Genomic DNA, 25,293 nt, shown 5'->3' with positions numbered 1-25,293 from the left:
TCATACCCATGTCCTCCTCGTGAACTCGTTCCGTTCCCATCATCGCAGAAATCGAACGAGAAGCTATGAAAAAAATAGTTGGTCACTATGATTTATTGAGTTACGGTAGGAGGCGAGTCGAGCGAGCGTCCACGGCACAAGACGTGGGCTCCTGCGCTTGGCCATGAGGATCATGCGCACCGTGCGCAGTGCCCCTCTGCCCCGTGACGGGGCTCAGAAGGAGTCGACGCTCATGTCTCAGCAAGCCGCTGCGCAGCCACGCATCAAGATCGAGGAGCACGAGGGCGGGGTGATCATCGCCCGGCTCGCCCCTGATGCGCTGGGCCTCTTCGGGCGCGATGACGCTCCTGAGTTCATCGAGCTCGTCCGGCGCGCCGACCGCGATCCGGCCATTCGCGCCGTGGTGTTCACCGGGTCGCATCCCAGCCGTTTCATCAGCCATGCCGAAATCAGCTGGCTACAGGAGGACGGATCGGCGATTCCCCCCGTGAGCACACGGATCACGAGCGCGGTGGCGAAGATCGCCCATTGGGCGGCCCGATACCGGCTCACCCGGTGGGCGGCGGGCAAAACGCCGTTGATGGGGGGCATCCAGCTCGATGACCTGCACACGGCGTATCTCCGCATGGCCACCAGTTCCACGATCTTTGTAGCGGCCCTCAACGGGTCTGCGCTGGGTATAGGCGCCGAGATCTCGTGGGCCTGCGACCTGCGTCTGATGGCTGAGGGCGATCATTTCATCGGCCATCCGGAGATCCTGATGGGCATTCCGCCCGGCTCCGGTGGCACCCAGCGTATGCCTCGGCTCATCGGTCTCCACCGTGGGCTGGTGGCGATCCTGGAAGGTCGGCCGTTCCCCGCGGAGGAGGCACTCGCCGTCGGGGCCATCGACGAGATCGTGCCGGCCGATCAGCTCATGTCCCGGGCCGTCGAACGAGCCGCTCATCTCGCGGCGCGGCCGACTGAGGCGATCGCGGCCGTCAAGCGGGCGGTGAACGTGGGCGGCTCGTTGTCGATGGCCGACGGGCTGCACCTCGAACGCTCCGAGTTCCTCGCCTCCCTGCCGCAGCCGAAGGCGCAGGAACTCATGAAGGGTTACGTGCGCGACACGGTGGAGAACGGTGAGCTGCCGCTGTACCAGCCCGGCGGCTATGCCGCCGCCCTCCAGCGCGGAACCGCCACAGGCGACAAAGAGGAAGTGACGGCATGACACAAGAGGTGTCCACGAAGTTCAGCCGGCGCACCGTCCAGTTCGCCTCGGATGACGCGTACTGCTCGGCCTGGCTGTACGTGCCGGACACCGCCTCCCCCGCGCCCGTGCCGGTCGTCGTGATGGGGCACGGCCTCGGCGCCACCCGGGAGATGGGGCTGGCGCCCTACGCCGAACGATTCGCCGCCACCGGGTTGGCGGTGTTGGTATTCACCTACCGCAATCTCGGGGACAGCGGCGGCGGACCGCGCCAGGTGTTGTCCATGACCGGGCAACTGGCCGACTGGGATGCCGCCCTCGAGTACGCGGCCGGTCTCCCCGAAGTCGACCGGAAACGGGTGGCGGTGTGGGGCAGTTCGCTGGGCGGGGGCCACGCCATCGCCGTCGCCGCCCGGCATCCGGAACTGTGTGCCGCGGTCGCCCAGTGCCCCTTCACCGACGGGCCGGCTTCGGCCGGCGCGCTCGGAATACGAGAGACCCTGGTCCTGGCGGGCGTCCTGGCCCGCGACTTCCTCGCAGCGGCGCGCGGGAAGGAGCCGGTCACCGTTCCGGTCGCGGCAGCTCCCGGTCAACTGGGTCTGATGACCGCACCCGACGCGCTGCCCGGAATGCTGGCGTTGGTGCCCGACGGCTACCAGTGGGTCAACCGCGCCGCGGCCCGCAGCTTGATCAACATCATCCGGTATCGGCCAGGCCGAGCGGCCAAGCGTATCGCCGCGCCGATCCTCGTCTGCATCAGCACAACCGATTCGGTCGCCCCACCCGCGCGGACCGAAAGCTACGTACGTCAGGCACCGCGCGGCGACGTTCGTCACTATGATGCCGGGCATTTCGACTTCTACTTCGGAAAGGCATTCGAGCAACTGGTCGCCGATCAGACCGAGTTCCTGGTCAGCCACCTGAAACCCGCGCAGGTCACAAGCGGCTGAGCCGGGCCGGCCGTAGCGAAGGGGTGGCCGATGTCCGTAGCGCCGACGGACGGCTGGCACGCGAGCCGCGAGCAGAGTTGAGGCATCGACTGACCGTGCGAAGTGCCGCCTGATACGACTGCCGGTTTGTCACCGGAGCCAACCGGGGCCTCGGCCGGGCACTCGCCGCCGAACTGCTCAGCCGCGGCGCCACCGTCTACGCCGGCGCCCGCACCCCGACCAGGTCGACCTGCCCGGCGCCAAGCCGATCTCGCTCGACATCACCGACCCCGCCTCCGTCGCGGCGGCCGCCGAGGCCACCGGCGACGTGACCGTCCTTGTCAACAACGCGGGCTCCCCCACCGGCGCCGACCTACTGACCGCGGACCTGGAGAAATCCGCCTGGGGCACGGCGAACGGCCGCGGCGCAATTCTGACCATCCTGTCCGTCCTGTCCTGGTTCCGCTTCCCGCAGTCCGGTGCCTACAGCGCCGCCAAGGCCGCGGAGCGGTCGCTGACCAACGCCCTGCGCGTGCAACTCGCCGACCGGGGAATCCGTGTGGCCGGTCTGCACGTCGGCTACATGGACACCGACATGGTCCGAGCCGTCGACGCGCCCAAGTCCGACCCCACCGACATCGCCCGGATCGCCGTCGACGGCGTCGCCAACGGCGCCTACGAGATCGTCGCGGACGAGGCCTCGCGCCAGGCGCAGGCCGCACTGGCCGGAGGCGTCTCCGTGCTCTACCCGCAGCTCCCCTGAGAGCGGCCGCCCAGGAATCAGCATCGAGCTGAGTGGCTGCCGATGTCCGGTGTCCCACTCCCGCGCCGTCGCGCCATCGACGTGTGGGCAGCGGCGCCACAGGACGGCGAGGGACACGCAACCGTCGCCAGGGCAATCGTCGCGGTAACCACCGACCCCCGGCCGTGACCGCCAAGAGATCCGCAAGCCGACAAAGCGGCCGGCTCACGCCCTCCCCAACAGACCACATCTCTCAGGCACACCGGCAAAAGGGAGAAGCACACTCATGAGTACCTATCTGGCGGACAAGGCCGAGGACCTGTCCGTGGAAGGCCCTTCCGCGACGTTCACCTACCGGCGGATGGGGCCACCGGGCGGCGTCCCCCTGGTCCTGGTGAGCGGCTTCCGCGGCACCATCGACTCTTGGGACCCGGAGTTCCTGGATCTCCTGGCCGCCGACCACGACGTGATCCTCTTCGACAACGTCGGGATCGGCTACACGACCGGCGAACCGCGCGACACCGTCGAAGGATTCGCCGACGGCGCCATCGAATTCATCGAGGCCCTCGGCCTGGCGCAGATCGATCTGCTCGGATGGTCCATGGGCGGCTTCGTGGCCCAGCACGTGACGCTGAGGCGGCCCGGCCTCGTCCGCAAACTGGTCGTGGCGGGCAGCAGTCCGGGCCGCGTGCCCGGGGCGTCGCCCTTGCCGGAGAAGGTGCAGGGCATCATGGCCAAGCCCGACGCCGGCGCGGACGACCTGCTCTTCCTGTTCTTCCCCGAGACCGACGCGGGCCACGCGGCCGGGGTCGAGCACCTCACCAAGGTCTCGACACGACTGGCTGCCGGGGGGCCTGCGGTGTCCGATACAGCGGCTGCGCGCCAACGCGAGGCCATCGCCAAGTACATGGCGGTTCCCTTCGAGCAGGTACGGGCGAACCTGGAGGCCATCAAGCAGCCCGTCCTGTACGCCAACGGCGTCCACGACGTGATAGCCCCCGCCCTTGCCTCCTACGTCGCCGTCCAGCACCTCGCCTCGGCCACCCTGGTCCTTTACAGCGACGCCGGGCACGCCTTCCTGTTCCAGCACGTCAAGGCCTTCACCACCGAGGTGGCCAACTTCCTCGCCGGCTGACCACGCCGACCGAAACGTCGGCATGCGACTCGGGCCGCAGACCGCAGACATCGGATCAGAGACACCTGCTGACCGTGCGAAGTGCCGCCCGCTCCGACTGCCGATCATCACCGCCGAGCGCCCCCTGGCCCGGAGCCGACGGTGACCGAGGCACCTCACGACTCGACCCGATTCCGCTGTCCATCACCAGGGCGGTGCCGTCCGTCCACCCACATTGGAGAAGCACATGCCTTCCTCGAACGAGACCCGAACGTCCACCGCCGACACGCACCGACTTGCCGATGAGTACGTCAGGCGCGTCAACCTGCGTGACCTCGACGCCCTGTTCACCCTGTACGCGCCGGACTTCCGCAACCACGCCGCCGACGGCACCACCACAGGCGTCGAGGAGACCCGCACGGTGCTGGCGTCGTTCCTCGACGCGGTCCCCGACTTCGCCGCCACGCCGGTCCGTGTCGTCGCCGAGGACGATTGGTTCGCGATCACCTTCGTCCTCACCGGCACGAACACCGGGCCCTTCAACGGCACTCCCGCCACCGGCCGATCGATCAAGGTGCTGGAGGTCCGCATGTTCAAGGTGGCCGACGGGAAGCTCACAGACCACTGGGGCCTCATCGACCTGCCGACCCTCTTCACCCAACTGCAGTCCTGAGAAGGGCACTTTGATTTTAGCGATGTCGACCTGGGGCTCGTAGGTACGGGCCAGACGCCGGCTGAGCATGATCCATCCTGGACTTCACCGCACGGCCCACGGCCGTTCGGCGCCCCGGCCTCGCCCGGTGGGCGTTCCGTCCGGCTCACGCAGTGTGTCCTGCGCGCGTCTTCTCCAGAAGTGCCCGTCGTGGGAATTCACGATCACGAGGTCGGGTTCGCCCCGCCGGTACAGCTCGGCGAGGCGGGCGTGGTTGGCGCGGACGCGCTTGATGTCGTACGCGACCATCCGCTCCATGGCGCGCAGGGACGCGGGGACCGGGGAGCGGCCGTCGAGCGTGCCGTGGTGGAAGAAGGCGTCGCCCGCGTGCAGGATCCAGCGGGCGCCGACGTCCACGGGCGACGCAGACATGACCGCGCGCGTGACCCGGCACCACGCTGATGCTCGCCATCGCGGCGGCCGTCATCGGTGGTACGTCGCTGTTCGGTGGGCGTGGCTCGGTGTGGTCGGCGCTGCTCGGCATGCTGGTGATCCAGTCCATCCAGACGGACGGTCTGAACCTGCTGAACATGTGATCACCGGTGGTGTGCACCGACGTGTGCATCCTCGACGCTCCGTTCGATGATTTCGCCGGGAGCCGGGAGCTGTTCGAACATCTGGGGTTCCCTCGGGAGCGGATCCTGGTACTGGCCACGAACGAGACGGCGGGCAACTCGGCAAGGAGGTCATCCAGGCGCCCGACCGGTCCGGGTTCCCGGTCAACGCGCTCCTGGTGCCGTATCTGCTCGCCGCGATCCGCATGGTCGAGTCCGGGGCCGCCCGGCCCGAGGACATCGACAGCGGCTTGGAGCTGGGCTGCGCCCACCCGATGGGCCCGCTGCGGCTGCTCGACCTGATCGGCCTGAACACGGCGCAGGCCGTCGCGGACTCGATCTACGACGAGTTCAAGGAGCCCTTGTACGCGCTCCCCCGCTGAGCCCGCCCGGATGGTCGTCGCCAGCCACCTGGGCCGCAAGAGCGGCCGTGGGGTCTACGGTTACGAGGCCTGAACAGACGCCATTCCTTTGTGTGAGCCGACCGCTGGCAGTCCAGTGGCCGGCTCACACACGATCGCTTGCTCACGGTGCCCCCGACGCGACCGCCTCCGCAGCCGCACGCCCCTCCGCGAGGGCGTGCGCGATGCGGCGTGGCACGACGCAGTCGCCGATCGCGCGGACGGTCTGACCGTCGGCCGCCGTGAAGTCCGGGCGTCGCGGGCGGCGTTCGCCGACGGTCACCAGGATGTCGGCGGCGAGGCGGGTCTCGTGACCGTCCATGACGTTGCGCAGGCGCAGTTCGCCGGCCGTCGTGGCCGTCACGGTGTTCAGCACGGCGATACGGAGCGGCGCGCCGGACAGACGGTTCATCAACTGAGTGCGGTTCTCCGGTGACAGGCCCATCGCGAACCCGGCGCCGGGGGTGATGACCGTGACCTCGCGAGCACCCGCCGCCAGCGCGCTCTCCACGGCGCCGATGCCCTGCCACCAGCCGAAGCCGTCGTCCAGGACGGCCACCCTGGGCGCACCCGGCACGAGGTCGGCGTACTGGTCGAGGAAGTCCGTGCTGGTGAGCGTGCGCAGCTCGCCCGGGACGGGGACGTCCGTCTCCTCTGCGCCGGTGGCGAGCACGAGCTGGGCGTACTCGGCCAGTTCGGCGGAGGTCACGGACGTGCCGAGCCGCACGCGCACACCGAGGTCGGCGAGCTGGTCGCGCTGGTAGGCGACGAGCTTCTGCCAGCCGGAGCGGTGCGCGGCGAGTGCGGCGAGGCGGGCCTGGCCGCCGGTCTGGCGGGCGCTGTCGAAGACGCCGACCTCGGCGCCGGTACGGGCGAGGGCCATGGCGCACTCCATGCCCGCGGGGCCCGCGCCGAGAACGGCGACGGGTCCGGTGCGGGATGCGCGCCGGGTCAGCAACAGCGGTACGGCCGGGCGGGACCTGGCTCCCGGCGGGCCGAGCTCCGGGTTCACCGAGCACGATCCGGTGGGCTCGAAGGTCCGGCAGCCCTCGTTGCAGCCCGTGCAGGGGCGTACGGAGCGCTCGTCGCCCGCGATCACCTTGCGGGCGAAGTCCGGGTCCGCCATGAAGGGCCGTGCCATGCCCACCAGGTCGGCCCCCGAGTCCAGCGCCCGCTCGATGTCGGCCACCGACCGGAACCCCTGGCTGATCAGCAACGGCACCGCGATCGCCGTACGCAGCCGTGCCACCGACTCCAGCAGGGGCGGGCGGGTGCTGGCCATGCCGGGGACGTAGGTGTTGCGGACGCCGGTGGTGACGTTGGCGTAGGCGAAGGGCGATGCGTCATACAGGCGCGGAAGCAGCTCGGTCAGGTCGTCCAGGCCGAGCCCGGAGTTGTCACCGGGCTCCACCGACACCCGTACGCCGATGGGGAGTCGGCCGATCTCGGTGCGGATGGCGTCGATCACCTGGGCGAGCAGGGCGATACGGTCGCCGTACTCGTCGTCGCGGGTGTTGTTCACGCGGGACAGGAACTGGGCGAGCAAGTAGCCGTGGCCCGCGTGCAGTTCGACGCCGTGGAAGCCGGCCTGCACACTGTTCGCCGCCGAGACGCGGAAGGCGTCGACGACTCGGCGTACCTCCTCCGTACTCAGCGGGTGGGGCGCGGTCGCCTCACGAGGGGAACGAACGGCGGAGGCGGAGACTGGTGGGTAGTAGGTGCCCGCGCCGAGGGTCTCGCGGCCGAGGTGGACAAGCTGCGCGACGGCGATGGCGCCGCCTTCGGTGATGGCCTCGGCCCGGCGGCGTACGGCGTCCTTGATCTCGGGGCGCCATGCCTCCGTCAGGTAGCGCTGCGGCAGGGTCGACTCGGGCGCCACGGCCGTGCCTCCGGTGATCACCATCCCGGCGCCGCCCCGCGCGAGGCGCCGCCAGTAGGCCGCGTCGGTGTCGGTGGGGGCGCCGTCGGCGACGGCGGCGATGGCGTGGGCGGTGGCGACCAAGCGGTTGCGGAGGGTGAGATCACCGAGGGTGAACGGCGTGGCGAGGGTGAGGTCGGTGCTGGGCGTCATGGAAAACTCCGTGCCTGCTCAGGCCGCGGGTCGCGTGGTGAGGCCGACGAGTTCGGCGAGCCGGGTGCGGTGCTGGTCCGCTGTGCCGAACAGCACCTCGCTGCTGCGTGCCCTGCGCACGTAGAGGTGTGCCGGGTGCTCCCAGGTGAAGCCGATCCCGCCGTGCAGCTGGACGTATTCGGCCGTGGCCAGACGGTAGGTCTCGGAGCAGACCGCGGCAGCGGCGCTCGCGGCCACCGGCAGTTGCGGTGACGCGAGGGCCACGCAGGCGGTCGCGTACGCGGATGCCGAGCGTGCCGCCTCCAGTGCGACCAGCAGGTCGGACAGCCGGTGCTTGACCGCCTGGAAGGAGCCGATGGGGCGCCCGAACTGCTCGCGCTGGGCGACGAATTGAACAGTGGCGTCCAGCGCGTGGCCGCTGCCGCCGACCTGCTCGGCGGCGAGCGCGGCCCGCCCGGCGTCGAGTGCCGCCGTCACCTCACCCGACTCGCCCACGGGTGTGGCCGGTGCGCCACGGAACTCCACCAGCGCCTGGCGGCGCGTCTCGTCCAGGACACGGCGAGGTGTCCGCGGGCAGGTGTCCGCGGCTGGCTCGCAGGCGAACAGCCGGGCGCCCTCCGGGGTTTGGGCCCGGACCACGATCAGATCCGCGCCGGCTCCGTCCAGTACGAAGTCGGCCGCCCCGCGCAGCACCCACCCTTGCCCGCTCCGCTCGGCGACGACGCCGGGCTCGGCCTCGTCGAACCCGGCCACCGTCGCGGTGAGCGTGCCGTCCGCGATCCGCGGCAGATAGCGCTCGCACGCCTGCTGGTCCCCGCTGTTCAGCAAGGCGTGCGCGGCGAGGACCACCGTGGGGAGCAGCGGCGCGCAGTACAGCGCACGCCCTGATTCCTCCAGCGCCACGGCCAGTTCGGCGAAGGTGAAGCCGGACCCGCCGAACTCCTCCGGAATCGCCAGCCCATGCACCCCGATCTCGCCCGCGAGCCGCGCCCACAGCTTCTCGTCGTGTCCGCGCGGGGTGGCCAGGTGCTTACGGACATCCTCCGGGCCGCTCTCCTCGGTGAAGAAGTCCCGCAGGACCGTGCGCAGTTCCCGCTGTTCCTCGGTCTCGGACAGCAGCTGGGGGTCGATGTCGGGGTGACGGTGGTACATGGAGTCTCCATCGTGCTCGGGTGGCGGAGCGGGAGTGGGCAACTGGTCGATGGCTGAAGTCAGTTGGAGGAGCCGCGCGTCCCAGGTCCGGTGCCGTAGGGAACGTTCCTGGTGACCGACTCCGGAAGCTGTTGGCTCGGGTCGATCGAGATCGTCTTCGTCTGCAGGTACTCCTCCACGGCGTAGGGACCGTGCTCGCGGCCGATCCCCGACTTCTTGAACCCGCCGAACGGCGAGCCCAGGTCGGCTGCGAACGTGTTGACCGAGAACGTGCCGGTGCGCACGCGTCGGGCGACCTCGAAGCCGTGTGCCGCGTCCGCCGTGAACACGGAGCCCGCCAGCCCCAGGTCACTGTCGTTGGCGATGCGGATGGCGTCGTCCTCACCCCGGTGCGGGATGAGCGAGGCGACGGGTCCGAAGATCTCCTCCCTGGAGACCCTCATGTCGTTGTGGGCGTCGGTGACGAGTGTCGGCTCGTAGTACCAGCCGCGCTCCATGTGCGACGGGCGGCGGCCACCGTAGGCGATCGTCGCGCCCTCCTTGCGGGCCACATCGACGTAGTACTCGACGCGTTCCCGTTGGCGGGAAGTGACCAGCGGTCCGACCACGGTGTCGGCTTCCATGGGGTCGCCGACCTTGAGCGACGCGAAGCCGTCGGCCAGGGCCTCCGCATAGGCGCGGTACTGGGACTCCGGGACCAGGAGCCGCGACAGGGCGACGCAGCTCTGGCCCGCGTTGGTGCCGGCGGTGGCCCCGACGAGGGTGGGCAGCACGTCCTCGAGCTTCGCGTCCTCGAGGACGATGGCCGCGGACTTGCCACCGAGCTCCAGCACGCACGGTCGGACGAGTTCTCCGCAGGCCGCCGCGATCTTGGCGCCGACCTCGGCCGAGCCGGTGAAGCTGACCATGTCCACACCGGGGTGGCGCACCAGGTACTCGGACTCCGGAGCGCGCGCCGCGACGATGTTCAGGACACCGGGCGGCAAGCCGATCTCCTCACAGATCTCACCGATGACGAAGATCGCCAGCGGGTTGGGTTCGGTGACCTTGACGATGACGGTGCAGCCCGCGACCATCGCCGGACCGGCCTTCTGGCCGATCGCCGGGAGCGCGAAGTTGTACGCCGGGAAGCTGGCGACCACGCCCACGGGCTCCTTGACGACCAGGCTGGCACCCGCCATGGGGATGATGCTGCCGCCTGCCGACTTGCCGGCGAGCGAGGAGAGGTCGCTGATGCGCACCTCGGCGGTCTGCAGGCTTCGGCCGATCTCAGCGGCGTAGTTGAAGCTCATGACAGGCGACACCGCCTGGTAGACCTGCGACAGGAACAACGTGCAGCCGAGTTCTTCGGTGATCAGCTCGGCGAGCTCGGTCTGCCGCCTCTCGATCCCGTCGGCCAGACGCGAGAGGTAGCCGGCTCGCTCCGCGGGGGTGAGCCGGGGCCACTCCCCTTCGTCGAACGCGCGCCGCGCCGCGGCGACCGCGGCGTCGATGTCCTCCTTCGAGGCGGCCGGGACACTCCCGATGCGCCGCTCCGACCTCGGTGAGATCACGTCGAAGCGGTCCGTGCCTGAGGCCGCTCTCCACGCCCCGTCGATGAAGAAGGCCTTGTGATCGATCGTTGTCATCTTTGACTCCTGCAAGGGTGGTGAGGTCGTCGACCGGCATGGTCAAGGACGGTGAGTCGGTTCGGTGGCGGTGTCCGCGGCCGTGAGGCCGAAGACCAGGGCGGAGGCGAGGCCGCCCGCGTACGCGCGGTGCCACAGGCCGCCGGTGTCCGATCCGGCGGCGAGGAGGCCCGGGATCGGCCGTCCGTCTTGGCCGAGCACGCGGGCCTGGTCGTCGATGCGTACGCCGTGGAACGGGAAGGTGATGGCGGGCGCCGTCTCGATGACGTAGTACGGCGGTTCGTCCAGCGGCAGGTAATCAAGCTCCCGGCCCGGCGAGGGCGCCGATCCTGACGAGGCCTGCTCGTTGAACAGCTTGACGGCGTTGCGGACGGTCTCGCCGTGATAGCCCCATTCCTCGGGCAGGTAGGCCAGTTCGTCGAGGTCCTCGGCGAGTCCGACCCGGCCTCCGCGCTTGCTCGCGAGGGCGAACTTGTCGACGGCGACGGCACCCTCGACGTACGAGCCGGTGATCCAGTCGCGGAAGACGCGGGCGTCGGCGATCAGGAGGCCGCGGCTTTCGGGCTGGTCGAGCAGTGCCATGGCCGTGAGGTGGTCGCCCAGCGTCTCGTCGACGAACCGCTCGCCCCGCAGATTGAGGAGAAGGGCGTGCTCGCTGTAGTAAAGCGACATGTCGACGAAGTCGGCCGGACCCGCGAAGGGGATGCCGCTGGGAATGAGGTGGCCGTAGAAACCGGCGTCGTCGTGACCGGTCGCCGCGCCGGCCTGGGTGGCCAGCCGGTAACCGCCGCCGCGGCTGTGCGGGTTGGAACGGAGCTGCATCCGGTCGGCGTGGGGGTGCACGTGCGCGGTGCGGAGGGCGGGGTCGCCCTGGTAACCGCCGGTCGCGAGGAGTGTGGTGCGGGCGCGCACATGGCTGCGGGTACCGTCGGCCGCTCTCAGGTGCGCTCCGACCACGGCTCCCCGCTCCACCACCAGCTGTTCGGTGTCGGTCTCCAGCAGGAGTCGGCCACCGCCTTCGACGATCAGTCGTCGGCAGGTGTCGATGTAGTGGTTGGTGTCGAACTGGTGCCCGCGGCCGAAGCTGAGGACGCGTTGTGCGTCCTTGGCCTCCACTCCGAGGGAGCGGATCCAGGAGATGCCGTCGGCGAAGCGGTCCACCAGCGCGCGCTTCAGCTCGCGGTCTCCGCGGGGATTGTGCTGGTCCATGACCTCGTGGTTCGGGGCGGTCCAGGCGTAGCCGGCGAAGCGTGCCGAGCCGCCGACGTCCGCGCCGATCTCGACGATCGCGACGGACAGGCCGCTTCGGACGGCGCGGGCGCCGGCGGTCAGTCCCGCCATTCCCGCGCCGATGATCAGCAGATCCACGTCTTCTGTGCGCACGCCACTCTCCTCAGGGGCAAAAGGAAACCTCGCTACGGGATGTGGGCCGTCTCAGCGTTGTGGGACGGGTACGGCGGCATCGTCCTCCCCGTCGAAGTAGGCCTGTTCGGCGCGGGCGAGGAAGCTCGGGTCGGCGGGTTCGCCACGGACCGCGATGCCTCCCTCGTGCAGCACGACAACCTCGTGGCAGGCGGACGCGGCGCGGCCGAGGGACTGCTCCAGCAGGACGATCGTCATGCCCTCGTGGGTGAGTCGGCCGATGCGGGCGTACACCTCGTCGACCATCGCGGGAGACAGGCCGAGCGCCGGTTCGTCGACGATCAGCAGGTCCGGCCGTGCCATCAGGGCCCGGGCGATCGCCAGGACCTGCTGCTCGCCCCCGGAGAGCCCGGCGGCCGGCATCCCCATGCGCTCGCGCAGTCGCGGCGGCAGCCACTGCGTGGTCTCCGCGAGCCGCGCTCGCAGCTCGGCCCCCCGGATGCCGGCGGCGTAGGCGGCGACCTCCAGGTTCTCGCGCAGGGACAGTGTCTTGAACAGGGCGCGGCCCTCGGGCACCAGCGCGGTGCGCAGCTCGCCCGCGGCCTTGCGTCGGCCCCGGGTGGGCGGGAGGGTCCCGTGCAGGATCCGGCCCAGGGTGCTCTTGCCCGCGCCGTTGGCGCCGACGACTCCGAGCACGCTGCCCCGGGGGACGGTGAGGCCGACCTCGCGCAGCGCGGTGACCCCGCCGTAGGCGTGGTCCACTGCGTCGAGGTGCACGGCGGGGTTCTCGGTGCCGTCGCGGGCGGGGAGTTCGTCCCGTGTGCCGCCCTCGCCGAGGTAGGAGGAGCGCACTCGGGGGTCGTCCAGGATGTCGCCGGGGTCGCCCTCGCCGATGGGCCGGCCGAAGTCGAAGGCGACCACCCGGTGGGCGACGGCGAACAGGTCGTCGAGGACGTGGTCGATGATCACGACGGCTGTGCCGTGTTCCTGTTGCCGCACGATCTGCCGTGTCAGCAGCGTGCGTTCGGTGGCGTCGAGGCCGCCGAACGGCTCGTCCAGGATGAGCAGGCCGGGTTCCTCGGCGAGTGCCCGGGCGAGGTCGAGGCGCTTGTGCAGGCCGAACGGCAGCTCGGCCGGGTAGCGGTCCGCGACGTGCGCGAGACCGAAGCGGTCCAGGAGTTCGGTGGCCCTGTCCCGGTCGTGCGCGGTGATACGGCGGCGGGTGCAGAGCACGTTCTCCAGGACGGTGAGCTCGGGGAACGTCTCGGCGTGCTGGAAGGTGCGCCCGATGCCGAGCCGGCGGCGGGTGGTGGCACGGCTCTTCAGCAGGGGCTTGCCCGCGTAGTGGGCGCTGCCCGCCACCCGTCCGCCCCCGACGAGTCCGGACAGGACGTTCAACAGGGTCGTCTTTCCGGCGCCGTTGGGCCCGATGACGGCGAGGGTCTCGCCGGCCCGCACGGACAAGGAGGCGCCCTCGAGCGCCTTGAGCCCGCCGAAGGTGACCGCGATGTCCTCAAGGCGCAGCACTTCGTCCGCGGTTGCCGACGGTGCCGGTACGCGCTGCGGGGACTCTTCGGGCGGCTCCACCGGTGGCGCGGGGCGCGCGGACGGACGTCGCAGCAGTCGGCGCGCGGTCCGTCCGAGGAAGAGCACCACTCCGCCCGGCAGGAAGAGCAACGCGGCGATGAGGACGACCCCCTGAAGGATCGGCTGTGCCACTCCCGCGCTTTCGGCCACCGTAGGGGCCCAGGTCAGATACGCCCCGCCGACGACCGCGCCCAGCAGCGTGCCCGCGCCGCCGAGCACGCACGCGGAGATGAGCGCGATCGCGAGTGCCAAGGAGAAGGGGTCGGGGCTGACGAATCCGACGACCAGGGCGAGCAGCACACCCGCCAGTGCGGTGAACACGGCACTGACCGCGAAGGCGAGCGCGGACTGGGCCTCGGGTGCGATTCCGATCGAACGGGCGGCCATCGGATGGGACTTGGCGGCGACCAGTCGCATCCGCAGGGCGCTGGGCCGGGCCACCGCGGCCACGGCGAGCGCGATCCCGGCCGCACCTACCGCGAGGTACTGCGCCTGGGTGCCGGCGCTGGCCAGCGTGCCCAGGCCCAGCGCGCTGTGCAGTTTCTCCATCGGAATGCCCTGGTCGCCGCCGGTCACTGCGGTCCACTGGCCCATGACCTCCAGCGACACCATGGTGAACGCGAGGGTGAGCAGCGCGACGTACAGCATCGAGAAGCGGGCCCCCGCGGCCCCCAGGAAGGCCCCGAAACCCGCGGCGCACACGGTCGCGCCGAGCAGCACGAGCTCCAGTGACCAGCCGTGTGTGCTGCCGTACGCCGCGAAGTAGGCGCCCAGGGCGAAGAATGCGGGGTGGGCGATCGACCAGATGCCGGCCCATCCGGCGAGGAGATTCACCGAGAGGACGAGGATCGTGTAGACGGCCGCGAGACCCACGGAATACGCCTGGTAGGGCGGAATGGCCCCGGTATTCAGCACGATGAGGAGCACTGTCGCGGCGAGTGGCCCGAGCGCCGCCTTGGCGACGGTGGAACGACTGACGAGCGAGAGGATGGAACGGCTGACGAGGGAGTTGCCGGAACGACTGACGAAGGACATGTACCGCTCCCTCAGACCCGCTGGAAGGTGCGTACGCCGAACAGCCCCTGCGGGCGGATCAGCAGCACGAGGATGGTGAACGAGAAGACGAACGTGTCGCGGTAGCCGGCCGAGACATAACCTGCGGCCAGGTTGTCCAGGACACCGACCGTCAGTCCGCCGATGACGGCCCCGTACATGCTGGTCAGTCCGCCGAGGAAGATCCCGGCGAAGGCGCGGAACAGCGGTGCGCTGAGCACGGTCGGCACCAGTCCGGCCCGGGGGGCGTACAGGAAGGCGGCGAGCGCCGCGAGGCCGAGCCCGAGGGCCCAGGCGATCCGGGCGATGCGCTGGGAACCGAGGCCGAGGATCCGTGCGGTGTCGGCGGACTCGGCGACGGCGCGCATCGCGGTACCGATGCTGGTGCGACCGAAGAGATACGCCACCAGGGCCATGGCGACGGCGGCCACCGCGATGGTGAGCAGGCTCTGTGCCGGCACGGCGGCGCTTCCGAGGGAGACGGACCCTTCCACCAGGCTCGGGAAAAGCCGTGGCTGGTCGTCCCAGATCGTGCTGATGGTGCTCTCCGCGATGAGCGAGACGCCCATGGTCATGACGAGCGCCGAGAGGAGTTCGCCCTGTGCGAGCGGCCTGATGACCGCTTCCCGGGCGACCAGGCCGACCGCGGCGGTCGTGACGATCGCGGCCACGGCGGCCAACAGCAGGGGCAGACCGCGTTCGCTCAGCGCCAGTGCCGCGTACAGCCCGACGGTCGCCAGGCTGGCGAGGGCGAAGTTGACCACGTCGGTCGCCCTGTAAATGATCACCAGCCCGAGGCCCATCAGGCCGTACACCGCACCGCTGGCGAGACCGCTCACCAGGATGAGCAGGAACTGATCCACGTCGACCGTCTCCTCGCACCCAGACCCGCGCGCCCGGCGCACTCAGCGTCGCCTGCGCGCATGACAAACTGAACTCAATTCATGAACCGTAAGCAACGGGCCGGGGAGGGGCAATACCCGTGCACGAGTTGATTCGACCGCCGTCGACCATGGCGAGCCGGGGCCGACGACCCCGCCGGGACCGACGGTATGGATCCCTGCGCGCGCGTCCGCCCGCCCCGCCCCGGTCAGGTCGTGAAACGGCCGCCGTTGGCCAGCAGCACGGCGCCGACCAGATTTGCCGAGGCCTCGCTCGCGAGGAACAGGGCGATGTCTGCGATCTCCTCGGGCGTCGCGTAAGGGCGCACCCGGGGGTCGGCGAAACCGCTGCGCAGGATCTCGGGCGTGCGTGCCGCCATGCCGGTCTCCGTGGGGCCGGGCGCGACCACGTTCACCCGGATCCCGGAAGCGATGACCTCCTTGGCCACCGCCTGACTCAAGGCGTGCACCCCCGCTTTGGAGGCCGCGTAGTGGGGATATCCGACCGGGGTGTCGAAGGCCGAGGAGGAGCCGATGACGACGATCGCACCCGCTCCCAACGGCCGCATCGCCCGTACCGCGGCTCGCAGTAGATGGAAGGCGCCGTCCAGGTTGACGCGTGTGACGCGCCGCCAGGCCGCGTCGTCGAGCCGGTCGGTCACCTCGATGGGCCGCCCCTCGACAAGGGCGTCCGCAATGAGCTGCTTGGCCTGCGGGTCGTCGACGCCCGCGGCGTGCACGACGACGTCCAGCCGCCCGTGTTCGCGCACTACGTCGTCGACGACCGCGTCGACCGCGGCGGCGTCCGCCACGTCGAGCGGCACCGCACGGCCGGCCGCCAGCTCCTTGGCGACGACCTCGGCCCCCTCACCGTTCACGTCCGCGACGACCACGGCCCGCGCCCCCTCGGCGGCCAGCTGCCTGGCGACCGCTGCCCCCATTCCGGAGGCGGCACCCGTCACCAGTGCGACACTGCCCTCGAACCGGGCCCCTCGCTCGTTCCCGTCCATCCCGCGCACTCCCTCTCGGCCGCATTGCGGCGCCGACCCAATCGTTACTGAACTGACTTCATCTCTGTTACCGTCGCCATCGGCCAACTGACAAGACCCGGGACGGTGTCCATGCAAGCGGTGCGGCTGACTGAATGGGGACGGGAACCGGCGCTCGCCGCGCTGGAGCGCCCCATCCCACGCGGGACCGAGGTACTGGTGCGAGTGGAAGCCGCGGGGCTCTGCCAGTCCGACGTCCATGTCATCGACGCGGCCGAGGGAGCACTCCCCTACCGGCCGCCGTTCACCCTCGGCCACGAGGTCGCCGGCCATGTGGCGGCGGTCGGCCCCGACGCCGAAGGAACGGCGACGGGTGAACGTGTGGTGGTCTACGGCCCTTGGGGCTGCGGGAACTGCACCCGCTGTGCCGCCGGTCGGGACAACTACTGCGACCGCCGGAGCGCCCTCAACTGGCACGGGGTCGGGCTCGGCCGGGACGGCGGGATGGCGGAGTACCTCCTCGTGCCCTCCGCCCGCCATCTGGTGCCGATCGGCGACCTGCCCGCCGCGCAGGCGGCGCCGCTCTCCGATGCGGGCCTGACGTCGTATCACGCTCTCGCCGGAGTGCGGCACGCGCTCGGCCAAGGCAGCGTCGCGCTGGTCATCGGCGTCGGCGGACTGGGGCACCTGGCGGTCCAGATGGTGCGTGCGACCACTCCGAGCCGGGTGCTGGCGGTCGACATCCGCAAGGAGGCGGTGGAGCTCGCCCTGCGGTCCGGTGCGCATCTCGGCGTCCCGATGGGGGCGGACACGGCCAAGGTACTCAGGGCGGAGACCGGCGGTGTGGGGGTCGACGCCGTACTCGACTTCGTCGGCAACGAGGCCACGTTCGCCCTCGCCGTCCAACTGCTGCGCCCCGGCGGGGAACTGGCCGTGGTCGGCAGCGGCGGCGGCCGGCTGACGGTACGCAAGCCGGGATTCCTTCCCGCGGGCTTTCGGCTCTCTCTGCCGTTCTGGGGCACCCGCCCCGAACTCGCCGAGGTCATCGCCCTGGCACGGGCGGGTTCACTCCATGTCGAGACGGAGCAATTCCCGTTGTCCGCGGCCCCCGAGGCGTTCGGCCTCCTGCGCCGGGGGCGGGTGCGCGGCCGGGCGGTTCTGCTGCCCGACTGACACGCGCCTCCTGGCTCCCCGCCGATCGACGCTGGTTGAAGAGACGCGATCAATCGTGTGCACGACTGTTGCCTGCCGGACCCGACACGCTTACATTCACCTGAACTGAACTCAGGTTGCACGGCATGGAGGCACGGCGTGAGTCGTAGCCCGGTCGACAGGAGAAGTGCCATGAGTCGTCGCAGAACCAGCTCCAAGGGCCGCACCCGCGTCACAACGGCCCTGTTCACCACCGCCGCGCTCCTCGCCCTGGCGGCGTGCGGCGGCAACGCCGACGCCGGGACCTCGGCCAAGGCAGCCGACGGCAACTCCGCCGGCGTCAAGGCGGCCGAGGAAGTCCTCGCCCAGTACTCGAAGCGACCGACGAGCATCGGCATCACGCAGCCGGTGGGCAAGCCGGTCCCGACCGGCAAGAAGATCGACTTCATCCTGTGCGGCGTGCAGTCCTGCCAGGACCTGGCGAACTACTTCACCGAGGCCGCCAAGGTGCTCGGCTGGAGCGTCAACAAGATCCCCACCCAGGGCACCCCGCAGTCGGTCCAGGCCGCCTGGACGCAGGCCGTGCGCGACAAGCCCGACGCGGTCATCGCCTCCGGATTCCCGCGCAGCGTGTTCGCCAAGCAGTTGAAGCAGCTCAAGGACCTGGACATCCCCGTCGTCGAGTCCTCCACGGACGACACCGCGGGCGACGGCATCAGCATGCTCATCGACGGGCCCGACGTCGTGGACGTCGAGGGCAAGATCATGGCCTCCTGGGTGACCTCCGACAGCGGAGGCGACGCCGACACCGTCTACTTCGACATGCCGACGTACGGCATCCTCAAGCCGGTCGCCGACACCTTCCGCAGCGACTACGAGAAGTGGTGCGCGGGCTGCGGCTACGACAAGGTCGACGTGCCGATCACCGCCATCGGCAAGGACATGCCGGACCGCGTGGTCTCCTACGTCCGCGCACACCCCAAGGTCACCCACATCGTCTTCTCGCTCGCCCTGCTCAACGTGGGCGTGCCGGCCGCGCTGCGGGCCGCCGGACTGCAGAACAAGGTCCACACGATCGTCAACGTCGGCGAGTCCACCAACTACCAGTACATCGAGTCGGGTCAGACGCAGGCCGCCGTCGCGTTCAACAACATCGAGAACGCGTGGGCGCAGGCCGACGGGCTGGCACGGCACTTCACCGGCCAGTCGATGAAGGTGACACAGGACGCCCAGCTGCCGTTCATGCTCATCGACAAGGACAACCTGATCTCGACGAAGACGCAGTTCCCGCTCGTCGAGGACTACCAGGCACAGTTCAAGAAGCTGTGGGGCAAGAGCTGACGTCCCTTCCCGACGTCCCGCCACCGCACTGACGCTTCGCAGCACTGAAGCTACTTCAGCTTGGCTCACGACCCGATCGCGCGACACGGCGCATATGGGAGTCACCGCATGTCCACACAGCTGCTCCATCTCATACGTTCCCGCCCACTGGAGAAGGACCTGACCGTCCCCGAGAGCCCGCGAGTGGAGGTGGGCGCGTGATGGGCAACGTGATCGAGGCCGACTGGGTGGTCGTCGGCGGTGGCAGCGCGGGATGCGTGCTGGCCGCCCGGCTGAGCGAGGACCCCGCCCAGGAGGTCGTGCTCCTGGAGGCCGGCCCGGACTGGCGGTCCGCCGACGCCCCGCCCGAGATGCGCAGCATGAACGGCTGGCGGGCACTGGACGAGACGGCGTGCGCTCCGTTCCAGTGGCCCGGTCTGGAATCGCGGCGCAGCACCGCTCAAGAGCGCCGCCCGCATGTGCGCGGGCGGGGTCTGGGCGGTTCGTCGTCGGTGAACGGGATGATCGCCATCCGTGCGCTGCCGGACGACTACGACCGCTGGGCGTCCTACGGCTGTCCCGGCTGGTCGTACGAGGAGATGCTGCCGTACCTGCGGCGCATGGAGAGCGACGCGGACTTCGGCGACCGGCCCCACCACGGCGCCGACGGGCCGATCCCGGTGCAGCGGCTCGGGCGGGAGGCGTGGGGCCCCGCCGACCATGCACTCGCCGAAGCCGCCCTGAACATCGGCCACCCGTGGTGCGACGACCACAACGGGCCCACGGGCACCGGCGTTTCGCCCTACGGCATCAACTCCCGCGACGGCGCTCGGGTCACCGCCAACGACGGCTACCTGGAGCCCGCCCGGCAGCGGCCGAACCTGCGGATCGTGGGGGACGCCACGGTCGATCAGGTGATCGTCGAGGGCGGTCGCGCGGTGGGTGTGCGGGTGCGCGTCGACGGCACCTGGACGCAGGTCCGCGCCGCGCGGGTCGTGCTCTGCGCCGGGGCCGTGAACTCCCCCTCGATCCTGCTGCGTTCCGGCATCGGACCGGGCGGCCGGGTGGCGTCGCTGCCGGTCGGTGAGGGCATGCAGGAGCACCCGCTGGCGCTGTTCTGGCTCCACCAGCGCCCCGAGGCACGGCCCGGCCTGGACGAACGGCAGACCAACTGCTGTGTGCGCTACTCGTCCGATCTGGCGGGCGCGAGCGAGAACGACATGATGATCGTGTCGATCAACCAGACCCTCGCCCTTCCCGACATGAACGACTCGCACCTGGTGGCCGACGGAGCCCGCGGCACCTGGGGCGGTGCGGGCGGCGGCCACGCCTCGGGCGGCCCCGGGCTGCTGTGCCTGTGGGCCAACCAGGAGTTCTCCCGCGGCACCCTGCGCCTGGCCTCACCCGACCCGGACGTCCACCCCGTCATCGAACAGAACCTGCTGAACGACCCCGGCGACCTGACACGGATGCGGAACGGCGTCCACCGCTGCCTGGAGCTGATCCGGTCCGGTGCGTTCGACACCGCCTTCGAGCACATCGCCGTCGACCTCGCCGGCACGGGCACCGACGCGCTCACGGACGACACCGCCATCGACCGGTGGCTGCTGCACACCATCGGTGACACCGGCCACATCTGCGGCACCTGCCGCATGGGCGCGCCCGACGACCCGCGCACGGTGGTCGACCCGGCCGGCCGCGTGCTCGGCGTCGAAGGCCTGTGGGTCGCCGACGCCTCGGTCTTCCCCGAGGTGCCGCGGGCCAACACCAACCTGCCGACCATCGCCGCCGCCGAACGGCTCGCGGACCTCATGACAGGTCGCACGAACCCGGCCACCGGCGTCGAAAGCCTGGCCGTACAAGGCAGGTCGTGATCGGGATGACGGACACAGTGACGACAAGCCCGGTGCTGAGCATCACCGGACTGTCCAAGCGCTTCGGCGGGACCCAGGCGCTGCGGGACGTCGATCTGGACATCGCGCAGGGCGAGATCCACGCCCTGGTCGGCCCCAACGGCTCCGGCAAGTCGACCCTCATCAAGATCCTCGCCGGCTACCACCAGGCCGACGCGGGAGCCGACGCCCGGCTGGACGGTGAGCCCTTCGACCTCGGCTCGGACCACGACCGGCTGCGCTTCGTCCATCAGGAGCTGGGCCTGGTGGGCGAGTTGAGCGCGATGGACAACCTGGCGCTCAGCCGGGGCTTCGCCCGCAGCCGCCTCGGCAACATCCGCTGGCGCGAGCAGGAGCAGCGCACGGTGGAACTCGTCCACCGGTTCGGCCTGGACATCGACGTGCGCCGCCCCCTGGTGGACGCCACACCCGTGCAGCGCACGGTGGTGGCCATCGCCGCCGCACTCCAGGGCTGGGAGGCCGACCAGGGCCTGCTGGTCCTGGACGAACCGACCGCCGTACTCCCGCCGGGCGAGGTCGGCAAGCTCCTGGACATCGTGCGGGAGGTACGGCGGGGCGGGGCGAGCGTGCTGTACGTGTCGCACCGCCTCGACGAGATCTTCCAGGTGGCGGACCGGGTGACCGTCATCCGCGGCGGCCGGCGCATCGCCACCCGGCCCGTGCGGGGGCTGACGCCGCAGAGCCTCGCCTCCCTCATGGCCGGCGAGGCGACGGAGCGTTCCGCCGAGCGCCCGAAGGTCCCGGCGACATTGCGGTCCGGCGAATCCGCCTTGGAGGCGCGGGAGTTGACCGGCGGTCCGCTCCGGGGGCTCGGCTTCTCCCTCGCCCGCGGTGAACTGCTCGGTGTCACCGGGCTCGCCGGTTCCGGTCACGACGTGCTGCCGTACGTCGTGACCGGCGCCTGGCCCGGTGACGTACAAGGGCAGTTGCGCTGTCCCGCCCGGTCGCCGGAATGGTCCGACGCCTCCCGCGCCGCACGCCTCGGCATCCCCCTGGTACCCGGCGACCGAGCGGCCCACGGTGTGATCGCCGATTTCAGCGTCGCCGAGAACCTCACGCTGCCCCTGCTGTCCCGGCTCCGTACGGGGCGGCGCATCCTCGACGGCCGGCACGAGGCCGCAGTCGTCGACGACTGGGTGGAACGGGTCGGGATCCGTACCGCCGGCCGCCACGCACCCATCACCACACTCAGCGGCGGCAACCAGCAGAAGGTCGTGATGGCCCGCTGCCTGGCCCTCGAACCCGAGGTTTTGGTGCTGTGCGAGCCGACGGCCGGTGTCGACATCGCCACCCGGCTGCAGCTCTACGACCTGATCAAGGAGCAGGCGGCCCAAGGACTCGGCGTCATCGTCTCCTCGTCCGACGTGGGCGACCTGCTCGCCCTGTGCACCCGGGTCCTCGTACTGCGCGACGGCCAGGTCGTCCGGGAGATCGCCGGTGACGCCATCACCGAGCCGACGCTCGTCCATGCCATGGAAGGAACCGAAGCATGAGCACCACCGCCGCCGACCCCACCGGCACCGGCCCGTCCGTGGGCGAGCCGACCGAGGCGCCACCCGCCGCGCCGCCGACTCGACCCCCGCTGGGACGCCGTGCGCTGACGGGTCTGTCCTTCACGAACATCGGCGCGGTCTACGTGTGGATCGTGATCATCGTGGTGTTCTCGTTCTGGGCGCCGGACACGTTTCCCACCTGGCAGACGTTCCAGCAGGTGCTCAACAGCAACGCGGTGACCGGCCTGGTGGCGTTGAGCGTGGTGCCGCCGCTGGCCGCGCGCGTCTTCGACCTGTCGATCGCCTACACGATGTCGCTGACCGGAGTCATCACCGCCAAGGTGATCATTTCCACGGACATCGGCGCCGGGGGCGCGATCGCCCTCGCCCTGGGCACCGCCCTGGTGATCGGCGTGATCAACGGAATCGTCGTGGTGACGCTGCGGGTCGACTCGTTCATCGCGACACTGGCGACCGGGTCGCTCATCCAGGCCTTCATCACGATGTTCACCGACGGCACGTCGATCACCGGCGTCAAACTCCTGCGCGAACCCTTCGCGAGCATCGGGCAGAAGAGCGCGGGCGGCTTCACCATCCCCGTCCTCTACCTCCTGGTGGTGGCGGTCGCGCTGTGGTTCGTCCTGGAGCACACCGCGAGCGGGCGCCGCCTGTACGCGACGGGCTTCAACTCGGACGCCGCACGCCTGCAGGGCGTACCCACCGACCGGCTTCGCTTCCTCACCCTCGTCGCGTCCTCGGCGATCGCCGGATGCGCGGGCGTCGTCTTCGCCTCACAGATCGGCTCCGGCTCTCCGGAGGCCGGCACGCCCTATCTGCTGTCGTCGTACGCCGCCGCCTTCGTCGGCGCCACCCAGCTCCGCGCGGGCCGCTTCAACTCCTGGGGGACGGTCATCGCAATCCTCCTGCTGGGCACCGGGACGGTGGGCCTCGGCCTGGCGACCTCCGCCCAGTGGGCCCCCAGCCTGTTCACCGGTCTCGTCCTGATCGTCGCCCTGGTCGTCACCGGCGGACGGCTCGGCCTCCGCACCCGCCTGACCCGGCGCCGCGCGCCTCGCAAGGAGGCCGTCTGAGTCATTGCCGCGATCAGGCGGTGCGGCCGGTGTGGCGGGGCGGCTTTCCGTAGCGGGGACGGAGCGGTACGGGCGCAGCGCACTTGTTCCGCAGCTGTCGTATTCCTGAGCAGGAAGGTCTATCAGCCCCTCGCACGTGGCGCTGGGCCGTGCGAATTCGCTGGTCGGCAGAAGGGCCGGTACGGGATGCTGCACGTGTGATCGAGCGAGACGCCGCCGTTCGGGCTGTCGAAGAACAGCTGGAGCATGACTATCAGCAGTGGCGGGCAGTGAGTGTGGACGCGTTGCGGATGGCTGTGGTCCGTGTAGTGGAGCACGAACTGGTGTGGATCCTCTTCTGGCAGTCCGAGGAGTTCGTACGCACTCGGAACCGGGGGCACATGCTGATCGGCAATGGGCCGTACCTGGTCGACCGCGTCGACGGGGGACTGCACCAGATCGGCGTCGTCTCCGCGAAAACTGGGGAGTGGGAGACCGACTACCGGGCCCGGATACGTGGGCTGCCGGTGCGCACCGAAGTAGACGACCTGCACGATGCGCTCCGTGGAGTCGCGGCTGCGCGCGGACGCATGCACGCTGTGCGGACACTGCGCCAGAGGCTGCCAATGTTCTCGCCTGCGGAGGCCATCGAGTACGTGAGCGCGCTGCTGGCCGGTAGTGCGCCCGCGCGCCTCGTGGCCGTCGCCACCAAGGAACTCGTCGAGCCTCTCAACCCGGTACTTGCGGTGACAACCATTTCGAACGGGGCGGTGATCCGGACCGCGCCCCGACCGTCGGCGCGCAGGCCCCACGCTTCACCCTCCCCTCCGCGACCGGGCAGAGCCTGGCCCTGGACGACCTGCTCACCGACGGCCCTGTCGTCCTGACCTTCTACCGCGGCGCCTGGTGCCCGTACTGCAACCTCGCCCTGCGCTCCCTCCAGCAGCACCACGAGGCCATCACCGCCCGCGGCGCCCGCCTGGTGGCCGTCTCCCCGCAGGTCCCCGACGAGTCCCTCACCCTCACGGAGAAGCACGACCTCGCCTTCGACATCCTCAGCGACATCGGCTCCGACACCGCAAAGCAGTACGGCCTCGCCTTCGACCTCCCCGACGACCTCGCCACCGTCTACGACAAGCTCGGCTTCGACCTCCAGCGCGTCAACGGCGGCCACCCGCGCACCCTCCCGCTGCCCGTGCCCTACGTCATCAACCGCGACGGCGTGCTCCGCTGGGCCTTCGTCAACACCGACTACACAACCCGCGCCGAACCGGCCGACCCCCTCGACGCCCTCACCGCACTGAACTGAGCCGACGCGCGCGGTCAGCCCCAGGCGGAAGCACCGACTTCCGCCTGCCCCGGCGCCGGACCGCCCAGCGGCACGAACGTGGGGTACCGGCACCCGGTTCGCTTCGTACGAGTTCGGGAGACCCGACCGGACGCAGACGTGCCGGGATTCGCCGGATGAGCTCGGCCCCCAGGACTCCTGGGGCACATTCCGGCAGCGAACGAACCCATTCGATGAGACAGCGGTAGCAGGTCACATGGGCGGCGAGCCGGTCGCATGAGGTGCCGCCGCCTCGCGTCGAGCGGTACGGAACCGGACATCGACCTGGCGCTGCTCGACATCCAGGCTCGCGACACAGGCCGCCATAAGGGCTGTCCCCGAGAAGAACACGGCGGCCCACGGCGGGGTGTTCACGTCCACATCGAAGAAGACGAGCAGGCCCGCGCCCGGGAACACACCGAAGGTCCACGAACCGCAGACGGTAGCCACCGTCAGACCCTGATGGAGATCGGAGAAACCAGCGACATCCTGTGGCGTCGCCGCCCGTCCCGGCCACGCGACCGGGATCAGGGTGACCGCCCGGCAGGCCAGGCAGGCGAGTTGGATGACGGCACAGCCTGAGAGCGGGCGCGACCAGTAGTACACCACCGGCCACCGCGTCGAACATGCCTTCCCAGAACCATGCCCGGGTGA

Annotated in this window: 19 protein-coding genes and 4 pseudogenes; 14 read left to right on the top strand and 9 right to left on the bottom strand. The window is 70.3% G+C overall.

The annotated features are described in order from the left end of the window. Nucleotides 1-232 precede the first annotated feature (232 nt). The 5 genes and pseudogenes from AQJ46_RS44490 to AQJ46_RS44470 all read left to right on the top strand — a co-directional run bounded on the left by AQJ46_RS44490 (nt 233) and on the right by AQJ46_RS44470 (nt 4,647). The gene (locus AQJ46_RS44490) at nt 233-1,210 is read left to right on the top strand and encodes an enoyl-CoA hydratase/isomerase family protein (protein WP_059211060.1); all 978 of its coding nucleotides are present in this window, start codon (nt 233-235) and stop codon (nt 1,208-1,210) included. An 8-nt stretch (nt 1,211-1,218) separates the two neighbouring features. Continuing rightward, nucleotides 1,219-2,139 carry an alpha/beta hydrolase gene (locus AQJ46_RS44485; RefSeq protein WP_059211122.1) on the top strand — a complete coding sequence of 307 codons (921 nt, stop codon included), beginning with the start codon at nt 1,219-1,221 and terminating at the stop codon, nt 2,137-2,139. 128 nt (nt 2,140-2,267) lie between these two features. After that, nucleotides 2,268-2,881 (top strand): annotated as a pseudogene (locus tag AQJ46_RS44480) (SDR family NAD(P)-dependent oxidoreductase); the annotation flags it as partial. 265 nt (nt 2,882-3,146) lie between these two features. Beyond that, a complete protein-coding gene (locus AQJ46_RS44475; protein ID WP_059211059.1) occupies nt 3,147-3,995 on the top strand; it encodes an alpha/beta fold hydrolase in 849 nt (282 codons plus the stop codon). Nucleotides 3,996-4,221: 226 nt separating this feature from the next. Next, nucleotides 4,222-4,647, top strand: coding sequence for an ester cyclase (locus AQJ46_RS44470; RefSeq protein WP_059211058.1), 426 nt, complete (start codon nt 4,222-4,224; stop codon nt 4,645-4,647). A gap of 84 nt (nt 4,648-4,731) precedes the next feature. On the opposite strand, the gene AQJ46_RS44465 is transcribed toward AQJ46_RS44470, so the two are convergent. Beyond that, on the bottom strand, nt 4,732-5,058 hold the full coding sequence (locus tag AQJ46_RS44465; RefSeq protein ID WP_159064171.1) for an MBL fold metallo-hydrolase: 327 nt from the start codon (nt 5,056-5,058) through the stop codon (nt 4,732-4,734). A gap of 17 nt (nt 5,059-5,075) precedes the next feature. Between AQJ46_RS44465 and AQJ46_RS54835 the strand changes: the two are divergent. Next, nucleotides 5,076-5,219, top strand: a pseudogene (locus AQJ46_RS54835) (sugar ABC transporter permease); the annotation flags it as partial. Between the two features lie 137 nt (nt 5,220-5,356). Continuing rightward, nucleotides 5,357-5,696 (top strand): annotated as a pseudogene (locus tag AQJ46_RS59200) (3-hydroxyacyl-CoA dehydrogenase family protein); the annotation flags it as partial. A 69-nt stretch (nt 5,697-5,765) separates the two neighbouring features. On the opposite strand, the gene AQJ46_RS44455 reads toward AQJ46_RS59200, so the two are convergent. The 7 genes from AQJ46_RS44455 to AQJ46_RS44425 all read right to left on the bottom strand — a co-directional run bounded on the left by AQJ46_RS44455 (nt 5,766) and on the right by AQJ46_RS44425 (nt 16,385). After that, the gene (locus AQJ46_RS44455; RefSeq protein WP_059211056.1) at nt 5,766-7,712 is read right to left on the bottom strand and encodes an oxidoreductase; all 1,947 of its coding nucleotides are present in this window, start codon (nt 7,710-7,712) and stop codon (nt 5,766-5,768) included. An 18-nt stretch (nt 7,713-7,730) separates the two neighbouring features. After that, nucleotides 7,731-8,864, bottom strand: a complete 1,134-nt coding sequence (locus AQJ46_RS44450; protein ID WP_059211055.1) for an acyl-CoA dehydrogenase family protein — start codon at nt 8,862-8,864, stop codon at nt 7,731-7,733. A 59-nt stretch (nt 8,865-8,923) separates the two neighbouring features. Further along, entirely contained in the window at nt 8,924-10,492 is a 1,569-nt protein-coding gene (locus AQJ46_RS44445; protein WP_059211054.1) for an aldehyde dehydrogenase, read from the bottom strand. 42 nt (nt 10,493-10,534) lie between these two features. Beyond that, nucleotides 10,535-11,875, bottom strand: coding sequence for an FAD-dependent oxidoreductase (locus tag AQJ46_RS44440; RefSeq protein WP_107117450.1), 1,341 nt, complete (start codon nt 11,873-11,875; stop codon nt 10,535-10,537). 51 nt (nt 11,876-11,926) lie between these two features. Further along, nucleotides 11,927-14,476 (bottom strand): ATP-binding cassette domain-containing protein, encoded by a 2,550-nt coding sequence (locus AQJ46_RS44435; protein WP_059211053.1) that lies wholly within the window; start codon nt 14,474-14,476, stop codon nt 11,927-11,929. Between the two features lie 11 nt (nt 14,477-14,487). Then, on the bottom strand, nt 14,488-15,357 hold the full coding sequence (locus AQJ46_RS44430; RefSeq protein ID WP_059211052.1) for a branched-chain amino acid ABC transporter permease: 870 nt from the start codon (nt 15,355-15,357) through the stop codon (nt 14,488-14,490). 227 nt (nt 15,358-15,584) lie between these two features. After that, entirely contained in the window at nt 15,585-16,385 is an 801-nt protein-coding gene (locus AQJ46_RS44425; protein WP_059211051.1) for an SDR family NAD(P)-dependent oxidoreductase, read from the bottom strand. Nucleotides 16,386-16,496: 111 nt separating this feature from the next. On the opposite strand from AQJ46_RS44425, the gene AQJ46_RS44420 reads away from it, so the two are divergent. The 7 genes and pseudogenes from AQJ46_RS44420 to AQJ46_RS44390 all read left to right on the top strand — a co-directional run. Further along, complete coding sequence (locus AQJ46_RS44420) at nt 16,497-17,537, top strand: NAD(P)-dependent alcohol dehydrogenase (RefSeq protein ID WP_059211050.1); 1,041 nt, start codon at nt 16,497-16,499, stop codon at nt 17,535-17,537. Nucleotides 17,538-17,708: 171 nt separating this feature from the next. Continuing rightward, nucleotides 17,709-18,857 carry a substrate-binding domain-containing protein gene (locus AQJ46_RS44415; RefSeq protein WP_059211049.1) on the top strand — a complete coding sequence of 383 codons (1,149 nt, stop codon included), beginning with the start codon at nt 17,709-17,711 and terminating at the stop codon, nt 18,855-18,857. Nucleotides 18,858-19,057: 200 nt separating this feature from the next. Further along, a complete protein-coding gene (locus AQJ46_RS44410) occupies nt 19,058-20,710 on the top strand; it encodes a GMC family oxidoreductase (RefSeq protein WP_059211048.1) in 1,653 nt (550 codons plus the stop codon). A 5-nt stretch (nt 20,711-20,715) separates the two neighbouring features. Beyond that, nucleotides 20,716-22,242, top strand: coding sequence for a sugar ABC transporter ATP-binding protein (locus AQJ46_RS44405; RefSeq protein ID WP_059211120.1), 1,527 nt, complete (start codon nt 20,716-20,718; stop codon nt 22,240-22,242). Continuing rightward, on the top strand, nt 22,239-23,333 hold the full coding sequence (locus AQJ46_RS44400) for an ABC transporter permease (RefSeq protein ID WP_059211047.1): 1,095 nt from the start codon (nt 22,239-22,241) through the stop codon (nt 23,331-23,333). The genes AQJ46_RS44405 and AQJ46_RS44400 overlap by 4 nt, the downstream gene beginning before the upstream one ends. A gap of 149 nt (nt 23,334-23,482) precedes the next feature. Continuing rightward, a complete protein-coding gene (locus tag AQJ46_RS44395; protein WP_318656740.1) occupies nt 23,483-24,199 on the top strand; it encodes a YrhB domain-containing protein in 717 nt (238 codons plus the stop codon). After that, nucleotides 24,082-24,621: pseudogene (locus AQJ46_RS44390) on the top strand (peroxiredoxin-like family protein); the annotation flags it as partial. The gene AQJ46_RS44395 and the pseudogene AQJ46_RS44390, both read left to right, overlap by 118 nt. A gap of 231 nt (nt 24,622-24,852) precedes the next feature. Here the strand turns inward: AQJ46_RS44390 and AQJ46_RS44385 are convergent. Beyond that, nucleotides 24,853-25,248 (bottom strand): hypothetical protein, encoded by a 396-nt coding sequence (locus AQJ46_RS44385; RefSeq protein WP_059211046.1) that lies wholly within the window; start codon nt 25,246-25,248, stop codon nt 24,853-24,855. Nucleotides 25,249-25,293 lie beyond the last annotated feature (45 nt).

This window comes from Streptomyces canus, assembly GCF_001514145.1.
In the GTDB taxonomy this organism is placed as follows: Bacteria; Actinomycetota; Actinomycetes; order Streptomycetales; family Streptomycetaceae; genus Streptomyces; species Streptomyces canus.
Note: the sequence above shows the minus strand (reverse complement) of the source record. Positions and strands in the feature narration are given on the sequence as shown.